The organism is Cryptosporangium arvum DSM 44712 (genome assembly GCF_000585375.1).
Lineage (GTDB): Bacteria > Actinomycetota > Actinomycetes > Mycobacteriales > Cryptosporangiaceae > Cryptosporangium > Cryptosporangium arvum.
Window position 1 is genome coordinate 1 of the sequence record NZ_KK073874.1, and the last position, 25,465, is coordinate 25,465.

Here is a 25,465-nt window from a genome sequence, read left to right on the forward strand (position 1 = left end):
AAATCTCGATATCAACCTGGCACATCAAGCATGCCTGCAGGCCACGGCCCCGCAGGGCGCGACCCGCTCCCTCAGCCTGTGGACAACGCCTTGTTGGGCGCTCAAGGACGCTGTTAGCCTGCCCGTTTGCCGGTCCTGGTTGTTCTCGTCGGATTTCCCGTCAGACCAGCCGGGGGCGTTCGGCCTGGTAGGTCCGTTGGCGGGCGCCCGCCCGACACGCCGTCGGAGTCAGGGCACGAAATGTCCGGTTCAGATCAAGGCCCGAGCACTATACACAGGGTGTGGAAACCGGTGTGGACAGTGCATCGGCCGCCCGAGAGCGACGCTATCTACCAGGGGGAATGGTGACCGACGAGAGCGTTGATCTCGAAGGCATCTGGACTGCGGCCACGGAAAGCCTGGCCGACCAGGACCTGAGTCCCCAGCAGCGGGCCTGGCTGCGGCTCACGCGGCCGTTGGCGCTGGTCGAAGACACCGCGTTGCTGGCCGCACCGAACCAGTTCGCGAAGGATGCCTTCGAGAGTCGGCTACGCGGTGTGATCACCGACGCCATCTCGCGGCAGCTCGGGCGAACGGTGAACGTGGCCGTGACAGTGCGGGTGCCGGTCGAGTCCCAGACGATGGAACTCCACGTTCTCGACCTCCCGCCGGTCGACAACTACCGCCCCGACAGCTACCCGCCCGGTCGGTACGAGCCCGACCGGGGTGTGGAGTACGGCGGCGCGCGCGGAGAGCTCGAGTTCCCGACGCAGTCCGGCGGTAGCTACCGCCCGGAGTCGTTCCGCCCGTACGGCGAGAGCGCCCCGCCCTCGGTGCCGGTCTCGCCGGCGCCCACCACGTACGGCAGCGCGACCGAGCGCTACCGGCCGCGCCCCGACGACCACGACCGGCCCGACGCCCGCCGGCCGGATCCGTACCTGCCCGATCAACACGGGCGCAACGACCCACACGTCCGCAACGAGGAACTCGGCCACGCCGAAGAGATCGCGCCGCCCGACGCGTCGATCCCGGGCGCGGCCGACTCCGCCGATCCGCTGGCGCCGTCGGAGCGGGGCCGCGGCCGGCACGCCGCCGGCTCGTCGGAGGTCGAGGTTCCCCACCCGTCGGCACCGCCGGTCGGCACCGGAACCACCGGGAGCGCGAGCGTCGTGGGCACCGCCGGTATCCCCGGCTACGCGCCGCCGTCGTTCCCGGAGCAGCCGTCGTACCGCGCGCCCGGTCCCTACGGCGGAGCACGCCCGGGCGGCTTCGAGCCCTATGACGGTGGCAACTATCCGCAGAACTTCGACAACCGCGGCCGGCACCACACTCCGCCGTTCGGCACGGACGCACCGAACGGCGGCGAGTCGTCGACCAACCGCGGCATCCGGCGCGGGGAGACCCCACGGCCCACCGAGCCCGCCCGGCTGAACCCGAAGTACACGTTCGACACGTTCGTCATCGGCTCGTCGAACCGCTTCGCGCACGCCGCGGCGGTCGCGGTCGCCGAGGCGCCGGCCAAGGCGTACAACCCGCTGTTCGTCTACGGCGGCTCAGGGCTGGGCAAGACCCACCTGCTGCACGCGATCGGGCACTACGCGCAGTCGCTCGGCAACGCCCGCGCGGTGCGGTACGTCTCCACCGAGGAATTCACCAACGACTTCATCAACTCGCTGCGCGACGACAAGACCCAGGCGTTCCAGCGCCGTTACCGCGACGTCGACATCCTGCTCGTCGACGACATCCAGTTCTTGGAGAGCCGGGAGCGGACGCAGGAGGAGTTCTTCCACACCTTCAACACGCTCCACAACGCCAACAAGCAGATCGTCATCAGCTCCGACCGCTCGCCCAAGGAGCTGTCGACGCTCGAGGAGCGGCTGCGGACCCGGTTCACCTGGGGTCTGCTCACCGACATCCAGCCGCCTGACCTCGAAACCCGGATCGCGATCCTCCGGAAGAAGGCGGCGATGGAGCGTCTCGCCGCTCCGCCCGAGGTGCTGGAGTTCATCGCCAGCAAGATCCAGTCGAACATCCGTGAGCTCGAGGGCGCTCTGATCCGCGTCACCGCGTTCGCCAGCCTCAACCGGCAGCCGGTCGACCTCGGGCTGGCCGAGATCGTCCTGAAGGATCTGATCCCGGAGGGCGGCGGCCCGGAGATCACGGCGGCGACGATCATGGCGGCCACCGCCGAGTACTTCAGCGTCTCGATGGACGACCTGTGCGGCTCGTCGCGGTCCCGGGTGCTGGTGAACGCCCGCCAGGTCGCGATGTACCTCTGTCGCGAGCTCACCGACCTCTCACTGCCCCGCATCGGTCAGGCTTTCGGCGGCCGCGACCACACGACGGTCATGCACGCCGACCGCAAGATCCGCCAGATGATGGCCGAGCGCCGCTCGCTCTACAACCAGATCGCGGAGCTCACCAACCGCATCAAGCAGCGCGCTCAGCAGCAGTAGTTCCCGACCAGAAAAGCCCGCTCCGGCCGACGCCGGGGCGGGCTTCGTCGTTTCGTTGTCCACACGTTCTATGCACCCCTTGGTCCACATGGTGTGGACACAGTCATCAACAGGTGGGTACGAGTGATCTCGCTGGCTGGCACGCTCATCCCATCACCCATCCACCGCACTGCCCCCAGGACTGTCCACCGTTTCACCAGCACTCATGCACAGCCTGGGGATAACTCTGTGGAAAGGGCTTTGGATTGTGGGAAACCTGTGCGGATAGGTGTGGGTCCGCTGTGGGTAACGGGGGACAACTTTTTCTCCTCCACAACTGTCCTCGCTTCATCCCCAAAGTTCCCACCGGTCTTCCACACGTTCCTTTGCGGCGCACGCTGCGCAAACGTGAGTTTTCCACGGTTCCCACAACCCCTACTACTACGACTAGACAGTTATCTAGAGAGATCTCAAGTGCTCTTCGGTGCTGGGGACTGTGGGGAAAACGCTTCTGAGCCGAGTTGGCGGAGCTTCGAACGAACGCATCGAAGAAGAGGCGGTTCACAACGCCCGGCGCACCGTTTCGTCGCCCCCACGGGGTACGGTCGGCTCCCCAGCACGGCGACGGACGGCATCACATCGACGGTGCTGCCACCATCGACGTCGGAGGCACAAAGGCCCGCAGTGATGGAGGCAAGGAATGAAGTTCCGGGTCGAGCGCGAGGCGCTTGCCGACGCTGTCGCGTGGACGGCGAAGAGCCTGCCGGCACGGCCGCCGGTGCCGGTGCTGGCAGGAGTCCTGCTGGACACCGACAACGACCGTCTCACTGTTTCGGGCTTCGACTACGAGGTCTCCAGCCAGATGGGTGTCGACGTGCAGACCGACACCCCGGGCCGCGTCCTGGTCTCCGGGCGCCTGCTGGCCGAGATCACCCGGGCCTTGCCGAACCACCCGGTCGAGCTCGACGCGGACGAGGCTCGCGCTGAGATCGTCTGCGGCACCGCTCGCTTCACGCTCCCGACGATGCCGGTCGAGGATTACCCGACGCTCCCCGAGATGCCGACCGTCGCCGGCGCCGTCGACGCGAACGAGTTCGCCGGCGCGGTGGCCCAGGTCGTCGTCGCCGCGGGCAAGGACGACACGCTCCCGGTGCTGACCGGTGTGCGCCTCGAGCTCGAAGGCGACCGCCTGACGCTGTTGGCCACCGACCGCTACCGCCTGGCCGTGCGTGAGCTCACCTGGCGGCCCGGCGCGCCCGACGTGAGCCAGCACGCGCTCGTCCCGGCCCGCACGCTGTCCGACACGGCTCGCGCGATGTCGTCGGGCACCGAAGTGACGCTGGCGCTGAGCCAGGGCGCCACCGGTGAGGGTCTGATCGGGTTCTCCGGCGCCGGGCGGCGCACCACCACCCGTCTGCTCGACGGGCAGTTCCCACCGGTCCGCTCGCTCTTCCCCGACAGCCACGCCATCCAGGCCAAGGTGCCCACCGCGACGATGGTCGAGGTCGTCAAGCGCGTCTCGCTCGTCGCCGAGCGCAACACCCCGGTGCGCCTGGCTTTCACGAGCGGCATGCTGACGGTCGAGGCCGGCGGCACCGACGACGCCCGCGCGTCCGAGTCCACCGACGCGGTCTTCGACGGGGACGACATCGAGATCGCGTTCAACCCGCAGTTCCTGCTCGACGGCCTGAACGCGCTCGGCACCGAGGTCGCCGTGCTGTCCTGCACGACGCCGCTCAAGCCGGCCGTGCTCACCGGTGAGGAGGCCGACGCCGAGTCCAAGCCCGTCAACGAGAGTGCTTACCGGTACCTGCTGATGCCGGTCCGCGTATCGCAGTAGCCGAGCTTTCGCGGGCGGTTCCCCGGCCCGTCGCCAGATAGCCGGGGACCGGTTGACATCCGCGCGCCGGGCACGGGGAAGAATCGATCATGAAGCGTCTGGTGTGTGGAGATGGTCGTGCCGGGGCACGACCGTCAGGCTGGACGCCATGCGGCACTCAATTCGGCCGCGCCGGGTCGTTTCGTGGGGAAGACCGGGCCGGTACCGCTACGCGAGGAGCAGGGGAGCAGCAGGATGGAGATCGGCCTCATCGGGCTCGGCAAGATGGGCGGCAACATGCGCGAGCGCCTGCGCCGCGCCGGCCACACCGTCATCGGGTACGACCGCAACCACGAGATCGCCGACGTCGGCAGCCTCACCGAGCTCGTGGACGCGTTCACGAGCTCGCCGCGCGTCGTCTGGGTGATGGTCCCCGCGGGTGACCCGACCCGCGACACCGTCAAGGAGCTCGGCGAGCTGCTCTCCGACGGCGACGTCGTCGTCGACGGCGGCAACTCCCGCTTCACCGACGACAAGATCAACGCCGACCACCTCGCCGAGAAGGGCATCGGCTACGTCGACGCCGGCGTCTCCGGCGGTATCTGGGGTCTCAAGAACGGCTACGCGCTCATGGTCGGCGGCTCCCCGGAGAACGTCGCGAAGGTCCAGCCGTTCTTCGAAGCGCTCAAGCCGGAGGGTGACTACGGCTACGTGCACGCCGGCCCGGTCGGAGCCGGCCACTTCGCCAAGATGGTTCACAACGGCATCGAGTACGGCATGATGCAGGCCTACGCCGAGGGGTACGAGCTGCTGACCGCGGCCGCCGTCGTCGAAGACGTGCCGGGTGTGCTGAAGAGCTGGCAGGAGGGCACCGTCGTCCGGTCCTGGCTGCTCGACCTACTGGTCAACGCGCTCCAGGAAGACCCCAACCTCGACGACATCAAGGGCTACGTCAACGACTCCGGCGAGGGCCGGTGGACCATCGAGGAGGCGATCAACCACGCCGTCCCGGTGCCGGTGCTCGCCGCCTCGCTGTTCGCCCGGTTCAGCTCCCGGCAGGACGACTCGCCGGCGATGAAGGCCGTGGCCGCGCTGCGCAACCAGTTCGGTGGCCACGCCACCACGAAGGCCGGTCAGGCCGCGACCGCCGCGGACCTCGGCGGGCCGGGCGACACCATCGACTCCTGAGGTGAGATGAGCACGGATCGGGCCGGGACCCCCAACCGGCAGGGTGGCACGTACGTCCGCCACCTGTCACTCGTCGACTACCGCAGCTACACCGCGGTCGCCGTCGACCTGGATCCCGGCCCGAACGTGTTCGTCGGCCCCAACGGCCAAGGCAAGACCAACCTCGTCGAGGCGATCGGCTACGTCTCCACCCTGGGCAGTCACCGGGTGGCGACCGATGCGCCGCTGGTGCGCGCCGGGGCCACGCGCGCGGTGATCCGGGCCGCGGTCGTCCGCGACGCCCGTGAGCTGGTCGTCGAGCTGGAGATCGTGCCGGGCAAGGCCAACCGGGCCCGGCTCAACCGGTCGCCGGTGAGTCGGCCGCGTGACGTTCTCGGTGCCCTGCGCACGGTGCTGTTCGCTCCGGAAGACCTGGCGCTGGTCCGTGGGGACCCGTCCGAACGGCGTCGGTTCGTCGACGACCTCCTCGTCGCCCGGTCGCCGCGCTTCGCCGCGGTGCGCGCCGACTACGACCGGGTGCTCAAGCAACGCAATGCGCTCCTGCGGACGGCGGCGTCGGCGCGTCGTGCTTCACGTGGAACATCCGGGGGAGACCTCCGCACCCTGGAGGTGTGGGACGGCCACCTGGCCACGCACGGCGCCGAGTTGCTGGCCGGCCGGTTGGAGGTGCTCGGCGCGCTCGAGCCGTACGTCGCGAAGGCCTACGACGCGGTGAGCGCGGGCAAGGGACGCACGCGGCTGGCGTATCGCTCCTCCACCCATGGCGACGCGGTCTCCGACACCCCGGAGCCCGTGGCCGAGCGTCCGGAGTTCAACGTCGACGTGCCGACGCTCACGCAACACATCCTGTCGGCGCTCGCCGAGGCGCGGAGCCAGGAGATCGAACGGGGCATCACGCTCGTCGGCCCGCACCGCGACGACGTCGTGCTCTGGTTGGGGGAGTTGCCGGCGAAGGGCTACGCCAGCCACGGCGAAGGCTGGTCTTACGCGCTCGCCCTGCGGCTCGGCAGCTACGAACTGCTCAGCGCCGACGGCGGCGAGCCCGTGCTGATCCTCGACGACGTGTTCGCCGAACTGGATTCCCAGCGTCGTGAGCGCCTGGCCGCTCTCGTGGGGGATGCTTCACAGGTGCTGGTGACCGCGGCCGTCGCCGAGGACGTTCCGCCGGCGCTGCAGGGCGCACGCTTCGAGGTCGCGGCCGGGGAGGTCACTCGTGTCTGAGGAACCAGCGAAGAGCCCCGCCGAGCCGCCCCCCGGTACGGAGCCGGCTCCCGGTACGCAGCCGCCTCCGTACGCCGGTACGGGGCCGAGCGGTCCACAGCTAGCCCGGGCCGCCCTGGACGCCGCACGGGCCGCCGGTCGCACCTACACCACTCGTCCCGAGGCGCCCAAGCGGCAACCCGGTGACGGACAGAGCCCGAAACGTCGGCGCTGGAGCAGTGCCGGGCCCGATCCGCGTGATCCCCAGCCGCTGGGCCGGCTGGTCCGCCGGATGGTGGCCGAGCGCGGCTGGGACCGCCCCACCGCCGAGGCCAGGGTCATCGGCGACTGGGAGAGCCTCGTCGGCCCCGAGATCGCCGCGAAATCGAAACCGGTCGGTCTGCGCGACGGTGAGTTGACCCTGCAGGCGGAGTCGACGGCCTGGGCCACCCAGCTCCGGCTGCTCTCCGGCAAGCTGCTCGGTCTGCTCTCGGCCGAAGTCGGGCCGAACGTCGTCCGCAAGATCCGGGTGCACGGTCCGGCGGCGCCGAGCTGGAAACGCGGGCCGCTCTCGATCCGCGGCCGGGGACCACGCGACACCTACGGCTGATCCACGTTCGCGGGTCACGGAGCCCCTACGGCTGACGCCCCCGGCGGGGCGGAGCGTCGACGTGGAACCGGTCGACCTCTTCGCCGTACTCCTCGAGCGTGTGCGCCACCCAGCCGGCGCACCGCGCCACCGCCAGGATCGCCAGCCCGGCGTCGGCCGGCATGCCCGCGGTGAACGTCAGCGCGGCCACGCCGAAATCGATCGTGGGGGCCAGCGGACGCCCGCGCCCACCGGTGGCCAGGAACTGCTCGACGGCCTCCCAGCGCCCGCGGTGGGGTGGCTCGGCGGCCAGTACGTCGATCAGCGTGCGGCCCCGGGGATCACCGTCGGGGTAGAGCGGGTGACCGAAGCCGGGCAGCTGGTTGTTCTGGTCGAGCAGCCGCGCGACGACCGCCACGCTGCCGTCCCGCTCCGCCTCGGCCAGCGTGCGGTGCACCAGCGCGGCCGAGCCGCTCTCCACCGGCCCGTCCAGCGTGTAGAGCGCGGCGCCGACGGCGGCGTACGGGTGGGCCCTGGCCGAGGCCGCTACCCGGGCCGCCAGCGTCGACGCGGTGATCGCGTGGTCGGCGAGCAGGCCGAGCGCGGTGTTCAACGGCGCCACCGCGCCCGGCTCCGGAGGGAGTGAGCTCAGCGCGCCCCAGAGGCGCTGCGCGACCGAGCCGTTCCCGTCCGACCCGCCCTGCCGGGGTAGCCCGTCGACGAGCGCGCCGATCAAGGTGGCCGCGGTGATCGTCACGGCCTCCGGGCGGAGGTCGGCCCGCAGCGGATCGACCGCACCGATCGCCGCCACGATGGCCCGGATCCGATCGAGCAGCCGCACGGTGGGTGGCAGGCCGCGCGACGCGGAGCGGGCGGCGTCGACGAACTCCACCGGGCTCGTGAACGACAAGGGCCGGCTCCGGTCCTCCGACCAGAGCCACCCGGCGACCGCCTCGAACGGCTCGGTGCGGGCCATCTCGCAGGCATCCCGCCCGCGGTACCAGAGCCGCTGTTCCCGGACCTCGCTCACCGACGACCGGACGAGCGGACCGCCGCCGTTGCCGGCCGCCGGAGTGCGGGGCTGGTGGGCCATCTGGTCGAGCTCGGCCGGATCGAAGTAACTGGTCCGGCCGTCGGCCCCTCGCACCCGGGACAGCAGCCCGCGGCTCACATACGCGTATAGCGTGGCCGGCTTGACGCCGAGCCGACGGGCGGCTTCGACGGTGGACAGCAGGGTGACCTCTTCGGTCATCCTCCACCTCCCCGCTCAACCGGCCAGTGCACATTGATCAATGTATCGATGTGCTGTCCCAGCGGGCTGGCGGTATCCACAGGTGTCTTGTGGATATGTGGATCAATATCGATCACCCCAGCGTGCGGGCGATCTCCAAACCGAGCCGATGGCCCGACATCCACGCCGTTTCGACCCGCGGCGAGCCCCAGGCGTCGCCGCAGAGGCCGATGCGTGCCTCACCGAAGTGGTACGGCGTCGCCCGCGGCCGGAGCGGACGCGCGTCCGACCAGGGCTGCACGAACGTCCAGCGCGGCTCGTCGGTGATGTCGAGGATCGAGCGCACCGTGTCCACGACCGGGCCGATGGCCTGATCCGGGTCGTCGAGATGCTCGGACGCGAAATCGGCTGTGGTGTGGGCGACCAGGACCGGAGCCGAATCGGCACGCCGCCGGCCGTCGTCCGCGATCCATTCGACCGTTGGGTCGTCGTGCACGAAGACCCCGTCGACGTCCCAGCGCCGCTCGGCCCAGCCCGCCGCCACTGCGAGCCCTGGTGACCAGGGGGAGTCCGTGGCGGCGAGTTCCTCCACGCACTCGGGGTCGAGCAGCCGCCGGGCCTGTTGGTCCGGCAGCGCGAGCACGACGGCGTCGACCGGCCAGCCGTTGACGCGGGGGCCCGGTCCGACGCTCGTGACCCGGTCGTCGAGCGAGACGAGCAGGCCGGTCGCCAGGTCCTCGACGAGCGATCGCAGACCGCCGGAGCTGCCGTAACGGACCGGCCCGTCCTCGGTGCGCTCGGAGCCGAGCGTGTTGTGCACGGTGAACGCGCGGGCCCACGGGTGAGCCAGGCCGCGGCGCACCCAGTCGTCGACGACCGTGCGGAACGCGTCGTCGCGGCACGTCAGGTACGACGCTCCGAGGTCGACCGGCCGACCGTCGAGTACGCGGGTGGCCATCCGCCCGCCGACGGTGTCCGCGGCCTCGCGGACGACTACCCGATGTCCGGCTCCCGCGATCGCTCGCGCGCAGGCCAGCCCTGCGATGCCGGCTCCGATGATCTGCACGTCAGACGCCATGCCCCCATCGTCACAGTTCGGCGGTCGGCCGCATCTCGGCACCTACCGCATCAACAAACATCAATGTCATTCAATGTTGATCAACCTAAAAGTTATCCACAGCCCGCCTGTGGATATGTGGATCGACTGCAATCGATGTTGATCGACACGGATCGTTACTGCATCACGCACCTCAATCGGCACACCATTACCGACTGCTTCACCGACCAACTGAGCTCGCCGCCGGGCCGCTACAGTGATCCGCCATGGCGACTGCGGCAGCCGAAAAGCGGCGGCTTCTCGCTCGGCTGGGTGAGGTCGACCGCCAAGCAGCGAGCCTCGACAACCTGAGACAGCAGATCCGCGACGCCGTTGCCGAGGTCAGCGCGGAAATCGCCGGCTCGGCGACCGGGAGCGACCGGCGCATCCTCGATCTGCTCCAGATGAACCTCGAGGAGCTGGACCGTTCGATCCTGTTGATGCGCAATGCGGTCGAGGCCGGTCGCGAATTCGTCGCGCAGGTACCTGAGTGAGTGCGACGCTCGCGAAGATTCACGTGCGTCCGGTGCGAGAATGACCACGGAGAGCGCTCGAACCGGCACCGATGGTTCCTGGAGGCGGCCCGATGGCATCTGAGTTGGAACGGATAGCCGGTCGGCTCCGTTTCCTCTCCGACCAGGCCCAGCAGCACCGGCAACCGGTTCTGGACGCATCGCGGAAGTTGCGCGAGGCGGCCAGTACGGTGCACACCGCCCGGTTCGATCCGCCGGAGGACGGCCCGGCGATCACCGCGCCGCCGCACCTCGCCGCCCGGCTCAGCCAGGCCGCCGACCGCGCGGGCCGAACCGTGGCCCCGCTGAGCCAGACCGCGGACCTCCTCCGGGTGTTCGCGGCCCGACTCGCGTCCGGTGGAATGTCGTCGGCCGGCGGCGTTCCGCCCGATCGGCCGCCAGGGAATCCGGCCGGTGGACCGCCTCCCACCTCGGCGGACGTGCCTTCGTCGCCCGAGCGCGGCGACCGCGAAGGGACAGCGGCGATGCCGAACGGCGCGGATTCCGTCGCACCCTCGCGGTACGGTCGCTACCCGACGACCACGACGGCTCGACGCTCGCCGGGAAATCGGTCGTACGAAGCCCGTAGGCAGCCCCAGTAGGTACCCACGTGGATGGGGGCTCGGAAGCGTCAGCTCGCCCACAGGACGCGCCGCTGCGACTTCCTGTCGGAGGGGGCGGCTAGACTGGAGCGGTACCCGCGCGTGTCAGGCTCCGCCGCGCCGCGCTCGCCCGACGCCGCCGGACCGCCGGTGGAGAGAGCAGCCGAGGCCAGTCCGTGTCAGAAAAGAAGAAGTCCGGCTACGACGCCAGCTCCATCACTGTTCTCGAAGGCCTCGAAGCGGTCCGCAAGCGCCCCGGTATGTACATCGGTTCCACCGGTGAGCGCGGCCTCCACCACATGGTGTGGGAGGTCGTGGACAACGCGGTCGACGAGGCGCTTGCCGGTTACTGCGACACGGTCGAGGTCACGCTGCTCGACGACGGGGGCGTGCGGGTCGTCGACAACGGCCGTGGCATCCCGGTGGGCATGCACCCGGTCGAGAAGCGCCCGGCCGTCGAGGTCGTCCTCACCGTCCTGCACGCGGGCGGCAAGTTCGACGGCAAGTCCTACGCGGTCTCCGGCGGTCTGCATGGCGTCGGTGTCTCGGTCGTCAACGCGCTGTCGCACAAGCTCGAGGTCGAGATCAAGACCGAGGGCTTCGTCTGGTACCAGCCGTACGAGAACACACAGCCGGCTGCCAAGCTCGAGAAGCGCGGCTCCACCAGCGAGCACGGAACCGCGATCACGTTCTGGGCCGATCCGGCGATCTTCGAGACCACGGTCTACAACCTCGAGACGATCCGCCGCCGCATGCAGGAGATGGCGTTCCTCAACCGAGGGCTGACGCTGATCCTGCGCGACGAGCGTGACCCCGACGGCGACCGCGGCGACAAGCCCCGCGAGTACACGTACCAGTACAAGGGCGGTATCGCGGACTACGTCCGGTTCCTGAACGAGAAGAACACTCCGATCCACAAGAGCGTCATCGAGTTCGCCGGGGAGAGCCAGGGCCTCGCCGTCGAGGTCGCGATGCAGTGGAACGAGAGCTACCGGGAGTCGATCCACTCGTTCGCGAACACGATCAACACGCACGAGGGCGGCACCCACGACGAGGGGTTCCGCACGTCGCTGACGAGCATCGTCAACCGGTACGCCAAGGAGAAGAAGCTCCTGCGCGGGAGCGACGACAACCTCACCGGTGACGACATCCGCGAGGGCCTGGCCGCGATCATCAGCGTCAAGATCGCCGACCCCCAGTTCGAGGGCCAGACGAAGACGAAGCTCGGCAACACCGAGGTGAAGTCGTTCGTCCAGAAGATCTGCAACGAGTGGCTGAACGACTGGTTCGAGCGCAACCCCAGCGAGGCGCGCTCGATCATCCAGAAGGCCTCCGCGGCGTCCCGGGCCCGCATCGCCGCGCAGCAGGCCCGCAAGCTCGCCCGCCGCAAGAGCGCGCTCGACTCGAACGCGATGCCGGGCAAGCTGTCGGACTGCCAGTCGTCCGACCCGCGTGAGTGCGAGCTCTACATCGTCGAGGGCGACTCGGCCGGCGGCTCGGCCAAGCAGGGGCGCGACCCCAAGTTCCAGGCGATCCTGCCCATCCGCGGCAAGATCCTGAACGTGGAGAAGGCCCGGATCGACCGGGTGCTGAAGAACAACGAGGTCCAGTCGCTGATCACCGCGCTGGGCACCGGCATCCACGACGAGTTCGACATCGAGAAGCTCCGCTACCACAAGATCGTGCTGATGGCCGACGCCGACGTCGACGGCCAGCACATCCGGACGCTGCTGCTCACGCTGCTGTTCCGCTTCATGAAGCCGCTGGTGGAGCTCGGTCACGTCTACCTGGCCCAGCCGCCGCTCTACAAGGTGAAGTGGAACAAGAAGGGCGACGACGCTCAGTACGCGTTCTCCGACCGCGAGCGTGACGGGCTGATCAAGCTCCGCCAGGAGAAGAACCCGAAGGCCAAGCCGGACGACATCCAGCGGTTCAAGGGTCTGGGCGAGATGAACTACCCGGAGCTGTGGGAAACGACGATGAACCCGGCCACGCGGACGCTGCTCCAGGTGACCCTCGACGACGCCGCAACGGCCGACAACCTGTTCAGCGTCCTGATGGGTGAGGACGTCGAGGCCCGCCGGTCGTTCATCCAGCAGAACGCCAAGGACGTCCGTTTCCTGGACATCTAGTCCACACAGTTCACAGCCTTATCCACATCTTAAAAAGGCATATCGTACAAATCCCCGCTCTGTGGGAACGATATCCACACCGGAAGGCAGTTCGTGACCGAGACGACGACCCCGCCACCGCCCGGCGACCGCGTCGAGCCAGTCGGGCTCGAAGTGGAGATGCAGCGCAGCTACCTCGACTACGCGATGAGCGTCATCGTCGGGCGTGCGCTGCCGGATGTGCGGGACGGCCTCAAGCCCGTGCACCGCAAGGTCCTCTACGGCATGTACGACGGTGGTTACCGTCCGGAACGCGGCTACGTGAAGTGCTCCCGTGTCGTCGGCGACGTCATGGGGCAGTTCCACCCGCACGGTGACACCTCGATCTACGACACCCTCGTCCGGATGGCGCAGCCCTGGTCGCTGCGCCATCCGCTGATCGACGGCAACGGCAACTTCGGCTCGCCGGGCAACGACCCCGCGGCCGCCATGCGTTACACCGAGTGCCGCCTGGATCCGCTGGCCATGGAAATGGTCCGGGACATCGACGAAGACACCGTCGACATGGTCCCGAACTACGACGGCCGGGCCACCGAGCCGGCGATCCTGCCCGCCCGTTTCCCGAACCTGCTGGTCAACGGGTCGGCCGGTATCGCGGTCGGCATGGCGACGAACATCCCGCCGCACAACCTGCGCGAGGTCGCGGCCGGCGTCCAGTGGTGCCTGGACAACCCGGAAGCGCCCGAGGAAGAGACCATCGTCGCGATGGCGGCCCGGATCAAGGGCCCCGACTTCCCGACCGGCGCCCTGATCGTCGGGGCCGAGGGCATCGCCGACGCGTACCGCACCGGCCGCGGGCTGGTCCGGATGCGGTCGGTCGTCGAGGTCGAGGAAGACCGACGCGGCCGCCAGATGCTCGTCGTCACCGAGCTGCCGTACCAGGTCAACCCCGACAACCTGGCCGAGCGCATCGCCGAGCTGGTGAAGGAGGGCAAGCTCGCCGGCATCGCCGACATCCGCGACGAGTCCTCCGGCCGCACCGGTCAGCGCCTGGTGCTGGTGCTCAAGCGCGACGCCGTCGCCAAGGTCGTGCTGAACAACCTGTACAAGCACACCCAGCTGCAGGATTCGTTCGGCGTCAACATGCTGGCGATCGTCGACGGCGTGCCACGCACGCTCAACATCGCCCAGATGGTGCGGTACTACGTCGCCCACCAGGTCGAGGTCATCGTCCGGCGCACCCGCTACCGCCTCCGCAAGAAGGAGGAGCGGGCCCACATCCTGCGTGGCTACCTCAAGGCGCTCGACGCGCTCGACGAGGTCATCGCGCTGATCCGGGCCTCGGAGACGGTCGACCTCGCCCGTACCGGGTTGATGCAGCTGCTCGAGATCGACGAGCTGCAGGCCACCGCGATCCTCGACATGCAGCTGCGTCGGCTCGCCGCCCTGGAGCGGCAGAAGATCACCGACGAGTACAACCAGATCATGACCGACATCGCCGAGCTCGAGGCGATTCTGGCCAGCGACGAGCGTCAGCGCCAGATCATCGGCGAGGAGCTGGCCGCGATCGTCGAGAAGTACGGCGACGACCGGCGGACCACGATCCTGCCGTACGACGGCGACGTTTCGATGGAAGACCTGATCGCCGAGGAGCCGGTGGTCGTCACGATCACCCGCACCGGGTACGCCAAGCGCACCAAGGTCGACCTCTACCGCTCCCAGCGGCGGGGCGGCAAGGGCGTGCAGGGCGCCGCGCTCAAGCAGGACGACATCGTCGCGCACTTCTTCGTCTGCTCGACGCACGACTGGATCCTGTTCTTCACGAACAAGGGTCGCGTCTACCGGGTGAAGGCCTACGAACTGCCGGAGGCGAGCCGCACCGCCCGCGGCCAGCACGTGGCGAACCTGCTCGCGTTCCAGCCCGACGAGCAGATCGCCGAGGTCATCGAGATCCGGACGTACGAAGACGCGCCCCACCTCGTGCTCGCCACCCGCAACGGCCTGGTCAAGAAGACGAAGCTCACCGAGTTCGACTCGAACCGGCAGGGCGGCGTCATCGCGATCAACCTGCGCGAGGAAGACGAGCTGGTCGGCGCCGAGTTGATCAACGAGAACGACAACCTGCTGCTCATCAGCAAGCAGGCCCAGGCGATCTGCTTCAAGGCCGACGACGAGACCCTCCGGCCGATGGGCCGGGCGACGTCCGGCGTGATCGGCATGCGGTTCTCCGGTGAGGACGAGCTGCTGTCGATGCACGTCGCCCGTGAGGGCATGGACGTCCTCGTCGCGACCGAAGGCGGATTCGCCAAGCGGACGCCGATCGAGGAGTATCCGGTCCAAGGTCGTGGTGGTAAGGGGGTCGTCACTGCCAGGATCGTGACCAAGCGGGGACGACTCATCGCGGCGCTTGCGGTAACCACCGATGATGAGCTCTTCGCCATCACGTCCAACGGTGGCGTGATCCGGACGCCGGTGCGCCAAGTGCGGCGCACTCGTGACCGGAACACGATGGGAGTGAAGCTCATGGAGCTCCCGGCCGGGGTAACACTGGTGGCGATCGCGCGCAACGAGGACGAACCTGAAGGACAGGACGGCTGATGACTGACTCCGAGAACACGGACGGTCCGGGCGCTCAGAACTCGAGCAGCTCGGCCCGGGCGTCGGCCGCGGTGGGTAAAGCCACCGTGGGCAGAGCCACCGTGGGGGGCTCCGGCACGCCGTCCCGTGAAACCACCACACGGAGTGCGGGCACCGGGGCGTCGTCCGCCAAACCCGCGGCGGCTGCTCCCAAGCAGCCGCCGAAGCCGGGGGCCACGGATTCGTCGACGACCAAACCGGCCACCGCGGCGGGCGCCAAGCCCGCCGTGGGCGCCGGGGCGGCCGCGACGGCGAAGTCGGCCGCGCCCACCAAGCCTGCGGCCGCGAAGGCCACGCCGGCCGCCGCGACGCCGGCGGCCGGCTCGGCGTCAGCCGCCCCGAGCGCGGCGCCGACCTCCGGCGGGGCGTCGAACGGCGCCGGCCGCCCGGCGACCAAGAGCCAAGGCACCACGTACGGCAAACCGGTCACCCCGGCGCCGTCGGCCGGTGCGGGCACGCCTCCGACGTCCGGCGCCGGCAACGGTGCCGCCACACGTATCACGCCGGCGGCCAAGCCGCCGGCGAGCACCCCGCCGGCGGCCGCGGCCACGGCGGCCATGCCTTCGTTCGACAGCGGCCCGGCCCAGGCGAGCCGTCCGGGAGCGGCTTCGGTGAGCCCGCCGGCGGCACACGCGGTACCCGGCTCGGTCGGCGCGGCCGCGCCGGTGTCGGGCGGTGCCGCGGTCCAGCAGCCGGGCTCCGCGGCTCCGCCGCGGGTCCAGGTGGGCGACGCGGTCCGGTCCGCTCGTCAGACCGTCTCGGCGGCTGCCAGCCGGGGTCCGCGCCGGGCTCGGCTGCAGCTGAAGAAGGTCGACCCGTGGTCGGTCATGAAGTTCTCGTTCGCGGTGTCGCTCGTGCTGTTCATCGCGTCGATCGTCGCCACGTCGATTCTCTACATGGTCCTCGGCGCGCTCGGCGTGTGGGACAGCCTCAACGAGACGATCAGCACGGTCACCGCCGGCCAAGACGGTAGCCAGGGTGTCGACCTGGCGATCACCGCGAAGATGGTGATCGGTGGATCCGCGCTGCTCGGAGCGGTCAACATGGTGCTTTTCACCGCGCTGGCGACGCTCGGTGCGTTCATCTACAACGTATGTGCCGACCTGGTCGGCGGCGTCGAGCTGACGCTGGCCGAGCGCAACCAGTAACTCGGTTTGGGGCGGGGCGGACGGGTAGGGTAACGTTTCGTCTCGCGTCGGGGGCTATAGCTCAGTCGGTTAGAGCGCATCGCTGATAACGATGAGGTCGCTGGTTCGATTCCAGCTAGCCCCACCAGCGCCCGCACAGGTGGGGGCGGAGAAGGGAGCATTCTCCATGTGGAAGAAGGCGCTCGTACTCGCGACTGTCGCGGGTATCGCCGTTCTGGCAGCCAAGAAGTTCAAGGAAGCCAGTGACGAGCGAGAGCTCTGGCACGAAGCCACCACAGCGCCCGATCACCGCTGAACTACTCCGCCGCTGCGGCGTCCTGGTAGCGCCCACGGCGTAACGGGGACGTAGCTCAATTGGCAGAGCACCGCCTTTGCAAGGCGGGGGTTAGGGGTTCGATTCCCCTCGTCTCCACTCCGAACCGGACACCCACCGGGGTTGCGCGAACTAGCGCGGCTCCGGTTTTTGTCTTTTCCGGTCCGTATCGTGGTTCACTCGTTCCTTATCCCCGTAATAACGGAAAATGCCCATTTCCTGCATTGGGCAATGCGTTGTGGGTCGACCGGTTCATTACCGACCTGCACCAATGTCCGAACCTAATTACCTTGAGTAAGACTCCGCTCCGGAGAGTAGTCGGATACTCATCCCTTCGGTCGGAACAATCCACAGTCTCCTGATCGCTGGCTAGTTTCATCAGTTGCTTGGCTATGCTCCCTGTCGACTGGTTGCGATATACCTGCCGGCTGACGAAAACCACCGGTAGAGAGACGCTAATCAGGCGTTGGACCGGAAGTCGCCGGAAATCACCGGAGCCGCCCACTGAGGTGCGGCGGGATGCCGGGTGCTCGGCGCGCCGACCGTTCTGCGGTCAGCGTGGCGGGGTGCGCGGTAGCCCTACACTTCTGGCTGTTTCTCGCGCTATCCCCGGGCGGTGGCGCGACTGACGCTAGGGAGCGTGATGGCAGTAGGCCTAGAGGAGGCCCGGTCGGCAAAGCCGTCCGAACCACCCGGTCCGGCCTCCGCCCGCTTCACCTCGCTCCCGCCGAGGAAGCCGAAGGCGCCCGCCTGGGCCAAGGCCTGCATCGCGCTGGGTGCGGTGCTGATGGTGCTGGCCGCCGGCACGCTCACCGCGGCCTACGGCGTCACCTACCGCTACGAGAGCAAGCTCAAGCGCACCGACATCCTCGGTGATCTCTCGGAGAAGCAGTCCACGTACACCGAGGGCCCACTGAACTTCCTCATTCTCGGCTCCGACGACCGGGCGACCGACCCGAGCTTCGCCGCCACCGAGGGCCTGCGGTCGGACACGATCATGCTCGCCCACGTCGACAAGACGCTGAAGAAGACGTACATCGTGTCGATCCCGCGGGACAGCTACGTCGACATCCCGGCCTCCGACGACGGCAAGTGGCAGGGCGGCAAGGACAAGATCAACGCGGCCTACAACTTCGGCGGCCCGGCGCTCACCGCCAAGACGGTGCAGAACCTCACCGGCGTCACGCTCAACGGCGCGTTCATCCTCGACTTCAGCAGCGTCCGGAAGCTGGTTTCCATCGTCGGTGGCGTGACGGTCTGCATTCCGTTCTCGATGAGCTCGATCCACACGGAGCGGAAGTGGAAGAAGGGGTGCAACTTCCTCACCCCCGACGCCTCGCAGGACTTCATGCGGCAGCGCAAGACCGTTCCCGGCGGAGACTTCGGCCGCATGCAGAACCAGCAGCGCGTCATCCTGGCGGTCGCGAAGAAGATGACCTCCAAGGGCGTCGTCACCGACCCGAAGAAGCTCGACAAGCTGCTCTCCACGGTGGCCGAGTCGGTCACCGTCGACCAGAACCTGAACCTGCCCGACCTCGCGCTGGGTCTGAAGAACGTGCGGCCCGAGAACCTGCGGTGCACCACGCTGCCGTTCCTCACCGACGACTTGCAGACGCCCGCCGGTAGCTCGGTCGAGCTCGATCCGGTCAAGGGCGAGCAGCTGTACGCCGCGATGCGCGACGACACGATGGACGCCTACCTGGCGGCCAACCCGCCCGCCAACGCCGGTCAGGCCGGAGCCTGTTCCTAAGTTGAAGTTGTACGGTTCACACGTTTAACCCGGGGGTACAAGCCCTCCGCTGGGCCGCGCCGCCGCCCTAAATCAGGCCCCCTCGGCCCGACCCCAGCGGAAAGGGGTTGGGTCGTATGACGACCGATCTCGCAGCGACGCTAGACGTCAATGCGATCGATTACACGATCCTCGGCATCTATTTCGCGATCGTCATCGCAATCGGACTACTCGCCCGGCGAGCCGTGGCCACCAGTGAGGACTTCTTCCTCTCCGGGCGCGCGCTGCCCGCCTGGGTGACGGGGTTGGCGTTCGTCGCTGCGAACCTCGGGGCGCTCGAGATCCTCGGCATGGCGGCCAATGGTGCCGAGTACGGCATCGCCACCGTGCACTTCTACTGGATCGGCGCCGTACCGGCGATGATCTTCCTCGGCCTGGTACTCATGCCGTTCTACTACAGCACGCGCGTGCACAGCGTGCCGGAGTACCTGCGCCGCCGGTTCAACGCGCCGACGCACGCGTTCAACGCACTGTCGTTCGCGGTCGCCTCCGTGCTCACCGCCGGCGTCAACCTGTACGCGCTCGGCCTGATCATTCAGAGCCTGCTCGGCTGGCCACTCTGGCTGGCGATCTTCGTGTCCGCGGGCTTCGTGTTGATCTACATCACGCTCGGCGGTCTCTCCGGTGCGATCTACACCGAGGTGCTCCAGTTCTTCGTGATCCTCGCCGGGCTGATCCCGCTCGTCATCGTCGGCCTGTCGGCCGTCGGCGGATGGGACGGGTTGAAGGACAAGGTGAGCGAGAACACCGACCTGGGCGCGTCCGCGTTCAGTCAGTGGGGCGGCACGGGGGTCGGGGACGCCACGAACCCGCTCGGCGACTGGATCGGTATCGTCTTCGGCCTCGGTTTCGTGCTGAGCTTCGGTTACTGGACGACGAACTTCGCCGAGGTGCAGCGGGCGCTGAGCGCCAAGGACCTCTCGGCGGCGCAGCGCACGCCGCTCATCGGTGCGTTCCCGAAGATCTTCATCCCCGCGCTGACGATCATCCCGGGCCTGGTCGCCCTGGTGCTGATCCCACAGCTCGGTAAAGAGGGCGGCCCCACCTACAACGACGCCATCCCCGAACTGATGGCGAAGTTCCTGCCCAACGGTGTGCTGGGCATCGCGCTGACCGGTCTGCTGGCCGCGTTCATGGCCGGTATGGCAGCGAACGTCAGCTCGTTCAACACGGTCTTCACCTACGACCTGTGGCGGCCCTACGTCGTCAAGGACCGGCCCGACCGGTACTACCTGCAGGTGGGCCGCATCATCACGGTGATCGGCATCGTTATCGGCATCGGCACCGCGTTCATCGCCGCCGGCTACGAGAACATCATGAACTACGTCCAGGCGTTGTTCTCGTTCTTCAACGCGCCGCTGTTCGCGACGTTCATCGTCGGCGTGTTCTGGAAGCGGATGACGGCCTGGGCCGGTTTCTGGGGCCTCGTCTCCGGTACCGCCGCGGCGATCCTGGCTTACCTGAGCTTGAACAACAAGCTCGGCATCCCGGAGATCGTGTTCATCGAGTCGACCCAGAGCCGGAACTTCTGGGGCGCGATCGCCGCGTTCGTCGTCGACGTGGTGGTGACGGTGATCGTCACGATGCTCACCAAGCCCAAGCCGATCGACGAGGTCAAGGGCCTGGTGTGGGGCGTGCCCGACCCGGACAACCCGGACGCCGCCGACGCGCAGAACGTCCGCCGCTGGTGGGAGTCGCCGAAGGTGCTCGGGTTCACCGCGCTGGGCATCACCGCCGTACTGTCGATCGTCTTCCTCTGAGTCAGGAGAGGCCATGTCCGACACCGAGGAAAAGTCCGCGTCCCGGAACCTCTTCGACCTGCGCTGGCTGATCGCGGGCCTGTTCCTGCTCTACGGCGTCGTGCTGATCCTGTTGGGGATCTTCGACTCCGACGCCGAGGTCCAGAAGGCCGACGGGATCCGGATCAACCTGTGGACCGGCATCGGGATGTTCGTGCTCGGCGCCCTGTTCACGCTCTGGTCCTGGCTCCGACCGCTCCGCGCCGACCCGGCGCCGGAGTCGCTGGCGTCCAAGACCGACGAATGACACAGCGCCGGGGTGGCCGTTTCGGCCGCCCCGGCGCTGCACGTACTACGTCTTACCGCAACGTCGTACCGGCGTTGAACGCTTCGAGTGTCCACTCGTCGAACCGGCGCGCGGCTGCCGCGAAGCCGTTGCGGATCATGCCGATCGTGAGTCGGCTCGGGGCCAACAGGACGGGCATCTAGCTCTCCCCTACGGGGTCGTCAGTGTCTTGCCTTACGTCTTCCAGGCTACTGGATCGATACAGAAGCGCCATCGGTACCTGCCGTGCACCGAGTCACATCGGCCTATCCTTGGGCGTCGGCAACGGGCGGTGAATCCGCGAGCGGGAGGTGACGGAATGGTCAACAGTGAAATCCGGCCCACCGAGGTGCACTCCTCTGATCGGCAGCGATCGCGGCCGATGGCACGGGCGCTGGCCGCGCCGGTCCGGACCCTCGGCAAGGTGCTGCCTCGCCCCCTCCACGGGCCGACGACCGCCGCCGATCCGCACCCGTCACGCACACCCGGCTCCGCGATCGTCGATTGCGGCCTCTACATCGACGGGGTACGCAAGGCCGGCCGCATGGACTACGTGGCGGCCCTGGAGATGGCGAAGCGCAACGACAACGCGTTCGTCTGGCTCGGCCTGCACGACGTCACCGCGGACGAGTTCGCCGACATCGCCAAGACGTTCGGGCTCCACGAGCTGGCCGTCGAGGACACGATCGTCGCGTTCGCCCGGCCCAAGGTCGAGCGCTACGCCGACGTCACGTTCGTCGTCATCAAGACCGCACGGTACATCCGCAGCGGCGAGCTCACCGCCACCAGCGAGGTCGTCGAGACCGGCGACGTCATGCTCTTCCTCGGCGAGCGGTTCGCGATCACCGTGCGGCACGGTGACGCCTGCCGCCTGCGGGGGGTGCGCACGAACCTCGAGCAGCGGCCCGACCTCATCCGGCAGGGCCCTTGGGCGGTGTTCCACGCGGTGGTCGACCAGATCGTCGACCGCTACGTCGAGGTCGTCGACGCGATCGAGGACGACATCGACGAGATGGAAGCCAGCGTCTTCGACAGCTCGAACGTCGACATCCCCCGGATCTACCGGCTCAAGCGCGAGGTCGTGGAACTCAAGCGGGCCGTGCTGCCGCTGGCGCGGCCGTTGGAGAGCCTGGTGAGCGGCGCGGTGCTGAGCGTCCCGCAGGAGATCCGCCGCTACATCCGCGACGTCGCCGACCACCACAGCCGCGTGGTGGACCAGATCGCGAGCTTCGACGACCTGCTGAACTCCATCCTGCAGGCCAGCCTGGCGCAGGCGGGTATCCAGCAGAACAACGACATGCGCAAGATCTCGGCGTACGCGGCGATCGGCATCGTGCCGACGGCCGTCGCCGGGATCTACGGCATGAACTTCGATTACATGCCCGAACTGACCTGGCGCTTCGGCTATCCGCTGGTGCTGTTCATCATTTTTGTGATCTGTTTCGGGCTCTACCGGTTGTTCAAGAAATCCGAGTGGCTCTGACGGCGAGGGGCCCGCGACCGGTCGGGTCGCGGGCCCCTCGCCACTCGGCGAGCACTCAACTACGGGTGCTGTCGGCCGCGGACTTGGAGTCCGTCGCCGTGCCCGTCGCGGTGTCGGTAGCACCGGCCACCCGCTCGGCCACCTGGTCGGCCTTGGCCTTCACGGTGGTGCGTGTGTCGGGCTCGACGAGGTCGTACTCTTCCCACTCCGGCCGGCGGTTGCGCCGCGCGGCCAGGGCCACACCGGCGCCGACCGCGGTACCGGCCGCGAGCGCGCCCAGCATCCACGGCCACCGGCGCCGACGCTCACCACGAAGTGCCAGCGCGGTCTCACGAGCCCGCTTGGCGGCTTCCTTGCGCTGACCGCGAGTCTGCTTCTCGAACTTCTTCGCGGACTTCTTGACCTGCTTCTTGGACGTGGTCTGGGCCTCGACCGCCGCCGCGACCAGCGGCGCGAGCGCAACCAGGACCTGGTCGACCTTCGGCTTCACCGCGGTGACGGCCGTGTCACGAGCCGACTCCACCCGCGGACCAACGGTCTCCCGAGCGGTTCCGAGGGCGGACTCCAGCTTCGGCGCCACGGCTACCCGTGCGGCTTCCACCTTCGGGGCGACGGCCACTCGCGCGGCGTCGACCTTCGGCCCCAGCGCGTCACGCGCGCTGCCGACCGCCGGCTTGACCGCGTCCCGTGCCGCTCCGGCGGTCGCCACAGCGGCGTTTCGGAGGTGCTCTACCCCCGCCCCGACCTCTGCACCGATCTCCTTGGCCTTGGCCGACGCTTGGTCTAGCGTCGAGGCCTTCTTGCGACGGAACACCATCTTGCCCCCTCTGTGTGGGTCTCGATGTCCCTATCCTGCACGTCGGTCCAAGCTCGTACCAGCGTGGCAGGATGGGGCCTACACGATAGAGAGGAACTACCCCGTGGCCGACGATCTTTACGCCACTCTGAACACGAATTTCGGGCCGATCACCATTAAGTTGTTCCCGAACCACGCGCCGGAGACCGTGCGCAACTTCGTGGGCCTTGCTGAAGGCAGCAAGAACTGGACGCATCCGCGTACCGGTGAGAGTGGTCAGCGGAAGCTCTACGACGGCACGATCTTCCACCGTGTCATCGATGGATTCATGATCCAGGGCGGTGACCCGCTCGGCACCGGTACCGGCGGGCCGGGTTACCAGTTCAAGGACGAGTTCCACCCCGACCTCGTGTTCAACAAGCCCTACCTGCTCGCGATGGCGAACGCCGGGCCGGGCACGAACGGGTCGCAGTTCTTCATCACGGTCGCGCAGACCCCGCACCTCAACCGGAAGCACACGATCTTCGGTGAGGTCGTCGACGCCGAGAGCCAGAAGGTCGTCGACGCGATCGCACAGGCGCCGACCGGCCGGGGCGACCGCCCGGTGCAGGACGCCGTGATCGAGAGCGTCACGATCGAGCAGCGCTGATCTGACTCCAGGGGCGCGCCCGGGAACTTGTTTCCCGGGCGCGCCGTTCGGTCTGTCAAGGCAAGCAGAGGATGGGCAGTGACCGAGGAAAGCGCTCAGACCACCGCCACCCCGGTGTGTTACCGCCACCCGGACCGCAGCACGTACGTGACGTGCGTCCGGTGTGATCGCCCGATCTGCCCCGACTGCATGCAACCGGCCTCGGTCGGCTTCCAGTGCCCGGAGTGCATCCGGGAGGGACGCAAGACGACGATCCCCGCGCGGACCGTCTTCGGTGGGAGCCTCTCCGGTGAGCAGGGCACCGTCACCCGCTCGCTCATCGTCATCAACGTCGTCGCCTGGGTGCTCACGGTCGCGGCGGCGGTGCTCACCAGCGAGATCTCGATCCGCGAGCTTGGGCGTTTCGTCATCTTCGGCGGCGTCACCGGCGTCACCGAGTGGGGCGCGGCGATTCCCGCGTACGGCGGCGGCTTCATCCAGGTACAGGGCGGTATCGCCGCGGGCGAGTTCTGGCGCCTGCTGACCGCGGACTTCCTGCACTACGGGCTGATCCACCTGGCGTTCAATATGTACGCCCTGTGGATACTCGGGCGCGAGTGCGAACGCCTGCTCGGCCGGGCGCGCTTCCTGGCGCTCTACCTCTTCGCCGGCGTGGGCGGCTCGGTGGCCGTCTACCTGTTCTCGCCGCTCAACCAGGCCTCCGCCGGCGCGTCCGCGTCGATCTTCGGCCTGCTCGGCGCGATGTTCTTCTTCCTGCGCCGGCTCCGCGCGGATCCCCGCGGCCTGGTGTTCCTGATCATCCTGAACTTCAGCCTCGGGTTCGTGGTCGCCAACATCAGCATCTGGGGCCACATCGGCGGCTTCGTCGTCGGCGCCGCGGTGGGTGCGTTGATGGCCTACCTGCCTGCGGGGCCCAACCGGGCCCGGCTCCAGTGGATCGCCCTGGGCGGTGTGGCGGTGGCGCTCGTCGTTCTCATCGCCCTGCGCACGGCGTCGCTCGGAGTGTTGTTCTAGCGACCGGTGCGCAGAGTTGCGAGCTCCTCGGCCACCTCAGCAGGGTGCACGCCCAGCTCGTAGCGGCTCATGAAGTACAGGTCGTCGTCGACGTCGATCTCGAGCATCGTCGAGCGGCCCAGCAGCCGACGCCGCTCGTCCACCCGGATCCGCTCGACGACGGCCCACGGGTAGCGGCGACGGCCGGTGAGGCCGGCGGACACGGTCACGCCCTCGCCGTCGGCCTCCAGGCGCACGGGCACGAGGAGGTCGCGCAGCCCGGACACGCCGAGCCCACCCGCGACCAACAGACCGAGGATCGCCCCGACGAGATCACGGGTGATCGTGACCGTCGCGACGACGAGCACGGCGGCGGCCACGAACTTGACGGACGGTACGGCGACGGGGACGCGCCACTGTCGAAGAGTTTCGGAGTTATCCACAGGCCAGCGCGCCCGTCGCCCACAATCCGCCGAAGTTATCCACAATATCCACAGGCTTAAGGCCCATTCGGGGGCCGATCTGTGGATGACCGAGGATTCAGCGCCACTGGGTGAAGACACCCAAGCTGGCGACGAGCATGCCGAAACCGATGGCCAGGTTCCAGGCGGACAGCTCGGCGACCGGGTATTCGCCCTGGGTCATGTAGTAGGTCACCAGCCACGCGATCCCGGCGACGATGAGCGCGATCGCCACGCCCGGCACCCACCGCGGGCTGGGTTTCGCCCGCTTCGCGGTAGTGGCAGCGCTCGGCCGGACATCGCTCGGCGCTGTGTAGACCTTCTTCTTACGTACGCGTGACTTCGGCACGGGTTTCTCCTGATACGGGGT

The 25,465-nt window shown here is 68.4% G+C and carries 23 protein-coding genes and 2 tRNA genes; 18 read left to right on the forward strand and 7 right to left on the reverse strand.

The genetic code is table 11. The features are described 5' to 3' along the window. Positions 1-341 precede the first annotated feature (341 nt). The 5 genes from dnaA to CRYAR_RS00025 all read left to right on the forward strand — a co-directional run bounded on the left by dnaA (position 342) and on the right by CRYAR_RS00025 (position 7,231). Positions 342-2,435: a chromosomal replication initiator protein DnaA gene (gene dnaA, locus CRYAR_RS00005; RefSeq protein ID WP_084699801.1), complete on the forward strand. Its 2,094-nt coding sequence runs from the start codon at positions 342-344 to the stop codon at positions 2,433-2,435. A gap of 679 nt (positions 2,436-3,114) precedes the next feature. Beyond that, positions 3,115-4,254, forward strand: coding sequence for a DNA polymerase III subunit beta (dnaN, locus tag CRYAR_RS00010; protein WP_035847323.1), 1,140 nt, complete (start codon positions 3,115-3,117; stop codon positions 4,252-4,254). A 234-nt stretch (positions 4,255-4,488) separates the two neighbouring features. Further along, positions 4,489-5,421, forward strand: coding sequence for a phosphogluconate dehydrogenase (NAD(+)-dependent, decarboxylating) (gene gnd, locus CRYAR_RS00015; protein ID WP_035847326.1), 933 nt, complete (start codon positions 4,489-4,491; stop codon positions 5,419-5,421). A gap of 6 nt (positions 5,422-5,427) precedes the next feature. Continuing rightward, entirely contained in the window at positions 5,428-6,642 is a 1,215-nt protein-coding gene (recF, locus tag CRYAR_RS00020) for a DNA replication/repair protein RecF (RefSeq protein WP_051569510.1), read from the forward strand. After that, positions 6,635-7,231 (forward strand): DciA family protein, encoded by a 597-nt coding sequence (locus tag CRYAR_RS00025; RefSeq protein ID WP_035847328.1) that lies wholly within the window; start codon positions 6,635-6,637, stop codon positions 7,229-7,231. The genes recF and CRYAR_RS00025 overlap by 8 nt, the downstream gene beginning before the upstream one ends. A gap of 25 nt (positions 7,232-7,256) precedes the next feature. On the opposite strand, the gene CRYAR_RS00030 is transcribed toward CRYAR_RS00025, so the two are convergent. Then, positions 7,257-8,462 carry a citrate synthase gene (locus CRYAR_RS00030; RefSeq protein ID WP_051569511.1) on the reverse strand — a complete coding sequence of 402 codons (1,206 nt, stop codon included), beginning with the start codon at positions 8,460-8,462 and terminating at the stop codon, positions 7,257-7,259. Positions 8,463-8,574: 112 nt separating this feature from the next. Beyond that, on the reverse strand, positions 8,575-9,519 hold the full coding sequence (locus CRYAR_RS00035) for an NAD(P)/FAD-dependent oxidoreductase (RefSeq protein WP_035847331.1): 945 nt from the start codon (positions 9,517-9,519) through the stop codon (positions 8,575-8,577). Between the two features lie 245 nt (positions 9,520-9,764). On the opposite strand from CRYAR_RS00035, the gene CRYAR_RS00040 reads away from it, so the two are divergent. From CRYAR_RS00040 to gyrA, 3 genes are all read left to right on the forward strand, one after another. Then, positions 9,765-10,031: a hypothetical protein gene (locus CRYAR_RS00040; protein ID WP_035847335.1), complete on the forward strand. Its 267-nt coding sequence runs from the start codon at positions 9,765-9,767 to the stop codon at positions 10,029-10,031. Positions 10,032-10,827: 796 nt separating this feature from the next. After that, a complete protein-coding gene (gene gyrB / locus CRYAR_RS00050) occupies positions 10,828-12,783 on the forward strand; it encodes a DNA topoisomerase (ATP-hydrolyzing) subunit B (protein ID WP_035847342.1) in 1,956 nt (651 codons plus the stop codon). A gap of 93 nt (positions 12,784-12,876) precedes the next feature. Next, positions 12,877-15,360 carry a DNA gyrase subunit A gene (gene gyrA / locus CRYAR_RS00055; RefSeq protein WP_035847343.1) on the forward strand — a complete coding sequence of 828 codons (2,484 nt, stop codon included), beginning with the start codon at positions 12,877-12,879 and terminating at the stop codon, positions 15,358-15,360. Positions 15,361-15,394: 34 nt separating this feature from the next. On the opposite strand, the gene CRYAR_RS48345 is transcribed toward gyrA, so the two are convergent. Further along, complete coding sequence (locus CRYAR_RS48345; protein WP_035847344.1) at positions 15,395-15,958, reverse strand: hypothetical protein; 564 nt, start codon at positions 15,956-15,958, stop codon at positions 15,395-15,397. Between the two features lie 52 nt (positions 15,959-16,010). On the opposite strand from CRYAR_RS48345, the gene CRYAR_RS48350 reads away from it, so the two are divergent. The 7 genes from CRYAR_RS48350 to CRYAR_RS00090 all read left to right on the forward strand — a co-directional run bounded on the left by CRYAR_RS48350 (position 16,011) and on the right by CRYAR_RS00090 (position 20,695). Beyond that, entirely contained in the window at positions 16,011-16,547 is a 537-nt protein-coding gene (locus CRYAR_RS48350; RefSeq protein ID WP_211247193.1) for a DUF3566 domain-containing protein, read from the forward strand. 50 nt (positions 16,548-16,597) lie between these two features. Further along, positions 16,598-16,674 (forward strand) — tRNA-Ile (locus CRYAR_RS00070). A gap of 39 nt (positions 16,675-16,713) precedes the next feature. Next, positions 16,714-16,842: a DLW-39 family protein gene (locus tag CRYAR_RS48355; protein WP_211247194.1), complete on the forward strand. Its 129-nt coding sequence runs from the start codon at positions 16,714-16,716 to the stop codon at positions 16,840-16,842. A 44-nt stretch (positions 16,843-16,886) separates the two neighbouring features. Further along, a tRNA-Ala gene (locus CRYAR_RS00075) sits at positions 16,887-16,959 on the forward strand. Between the two features lie 544 nt (positions 16,960-17,503). Then, positions 17,504-18,610 carry an LCP family protein gene (locus CRYAR_RS00080; protein ID WP_084699805.1) on the forward strand — a complete coding sequence of 369 codons (1,107 nt, stop codon included), beginning with the start codon at positions 17,504-17,506 and terminating at the stop codon, positions 18,608-18,610. A gap of 116 nt (positions 18,611-18,726) precedes the next feature. Beyond that, positions 18,727-20,409, forward strand: a complete 1,683-nt coding sequence (locus CRYAR_RS00085) for a sodium:solute symporter family protein (RefSeq protein WP_035847347.1) — start codon at positions 18,727-18,729, stop codon at positions 20,407-20,409. A 13-nt stretch (positions 20,410-20,422) separates the two neighbouring features. Continuing rightward, positions 20,423-20,695, forward strand: a complete 273-nt coding sequence (locus CRYAR_RS00090; protein ID WP_035847348.1) for a hypothetical protein — start codon at positions 20,423-20,425, stop codon at positions 20,693-20,695. 52 nt (positions 20,696-20,747) lie between these two features. On the opposite strand, the gene CRYAR_RS50045 is transcribed toward CRYAR_RS00090, so the two are convergent. Beyond that, positions 20,748-20,873, reverse strand: a complete 126-nt coding sequence (locus CRYAR_RS50045; RefSeq protein WP_281174516.1) for a hypothetical protein — start codon at positions 20,871-20,873, stop codon at positions 20,748-20,750. A gap of 159 nt (positions 20,874-21,032) precedes the next feature. On the opposite strand from CRYAR_RS50045, the gene CRYAR_RS00095 reads away from it, so the two are divergent. Beyond that, complete coding sequence (locus CRYAR_RS00095; protein ID WP_051569514.1) at positions 21,033-22,196, forward strand: magnesium and cobalt transport protein CorA; 1,164 nt, start codon at positions 21,033-21,035, stop codon at positions 22,194-22,196. Positions 22,197-22,251: 55 nt separating this feature from the next. Here the strand turns inward: CRYAR_RS00095 and CRYAR_RS00100 are convergent, their stop codons facing one another. Then, positions 22,252-23,013 carry a hypothetical protein gene (locus CRYAR_RS00100; RefSeq protein WP_035847350.1) on the reverse strand — a complete coding sequence of 254 codons (762 nt, stop codon included), beginning with the start codon at positions 23,011-23,013 and terminating at the stop codon, positions 22,252-22,254. Between the two features lie 103 nt (positions 23,014-23,116). On the opposite strand from CRYAR_RS00100, the gene CRYAR_RS00105 reads away from it, so the two are divergent. Both CRYAR_RS00105 and CRYAR_RS00110 read left to right on the forward strand, forming a co-directional pair. After that, positions 23,117-23,641, forward strand: coding sequence for a peptidylprolyl isomerase (locus CRYAR_RS00105; RefSeq protein ID WP_035847351.1), 525 nt, complete (start codon positions 23,117-23,119; stop codon positions 23,639-23,641). Positions 23,642-23,719: 78 nt separating this feature from the next. Beyond that, positions 23,720-24,655 carry a rhomboid family intramembrane serine protease gene (locus CRYAR_RS00110; protein WP_035847354.1) on the forward strand — a complete coding sequence of 312 codons (936 nt, stop codon included), beginning with the start codon at positions 23,720-23,722 and terminating at the stop codon, positions 24,653-24,655. Here CRYAR_RS00110 and CRYAR_RS00115 read toward each other — a convergent pair. Continuing rightward, positions 24,652-25,014 (reverse strand): PH domain-containing protein, encoded by a 363-nt coding sequence (locus CRYAR_RS00115; RefSeq protein ID WP_157017164.1) that lies wholly within the window; start codon positions 25,012-25,014, stop codon positions 24,652-24,654. The two genes, CRYAR_RS00110 and CRYAR_RS00115, sit on opposite strands and share 4 nt — an antisense overlap. 160 nt (positions 25,015-25,174) lie before the next feature. Beyond that, complete coding sequence (locus tag CRYAR_RS00120; protein WP_035859748.1) at positions 25,175-25,444, reverse strand: cell division protein CrgA; 270 nt, start codon at positions 25,442-25,444, stop codon at positions 25,175-25,177. Positions 25,445-25,465: the final 21 nt, after the last annotated feature.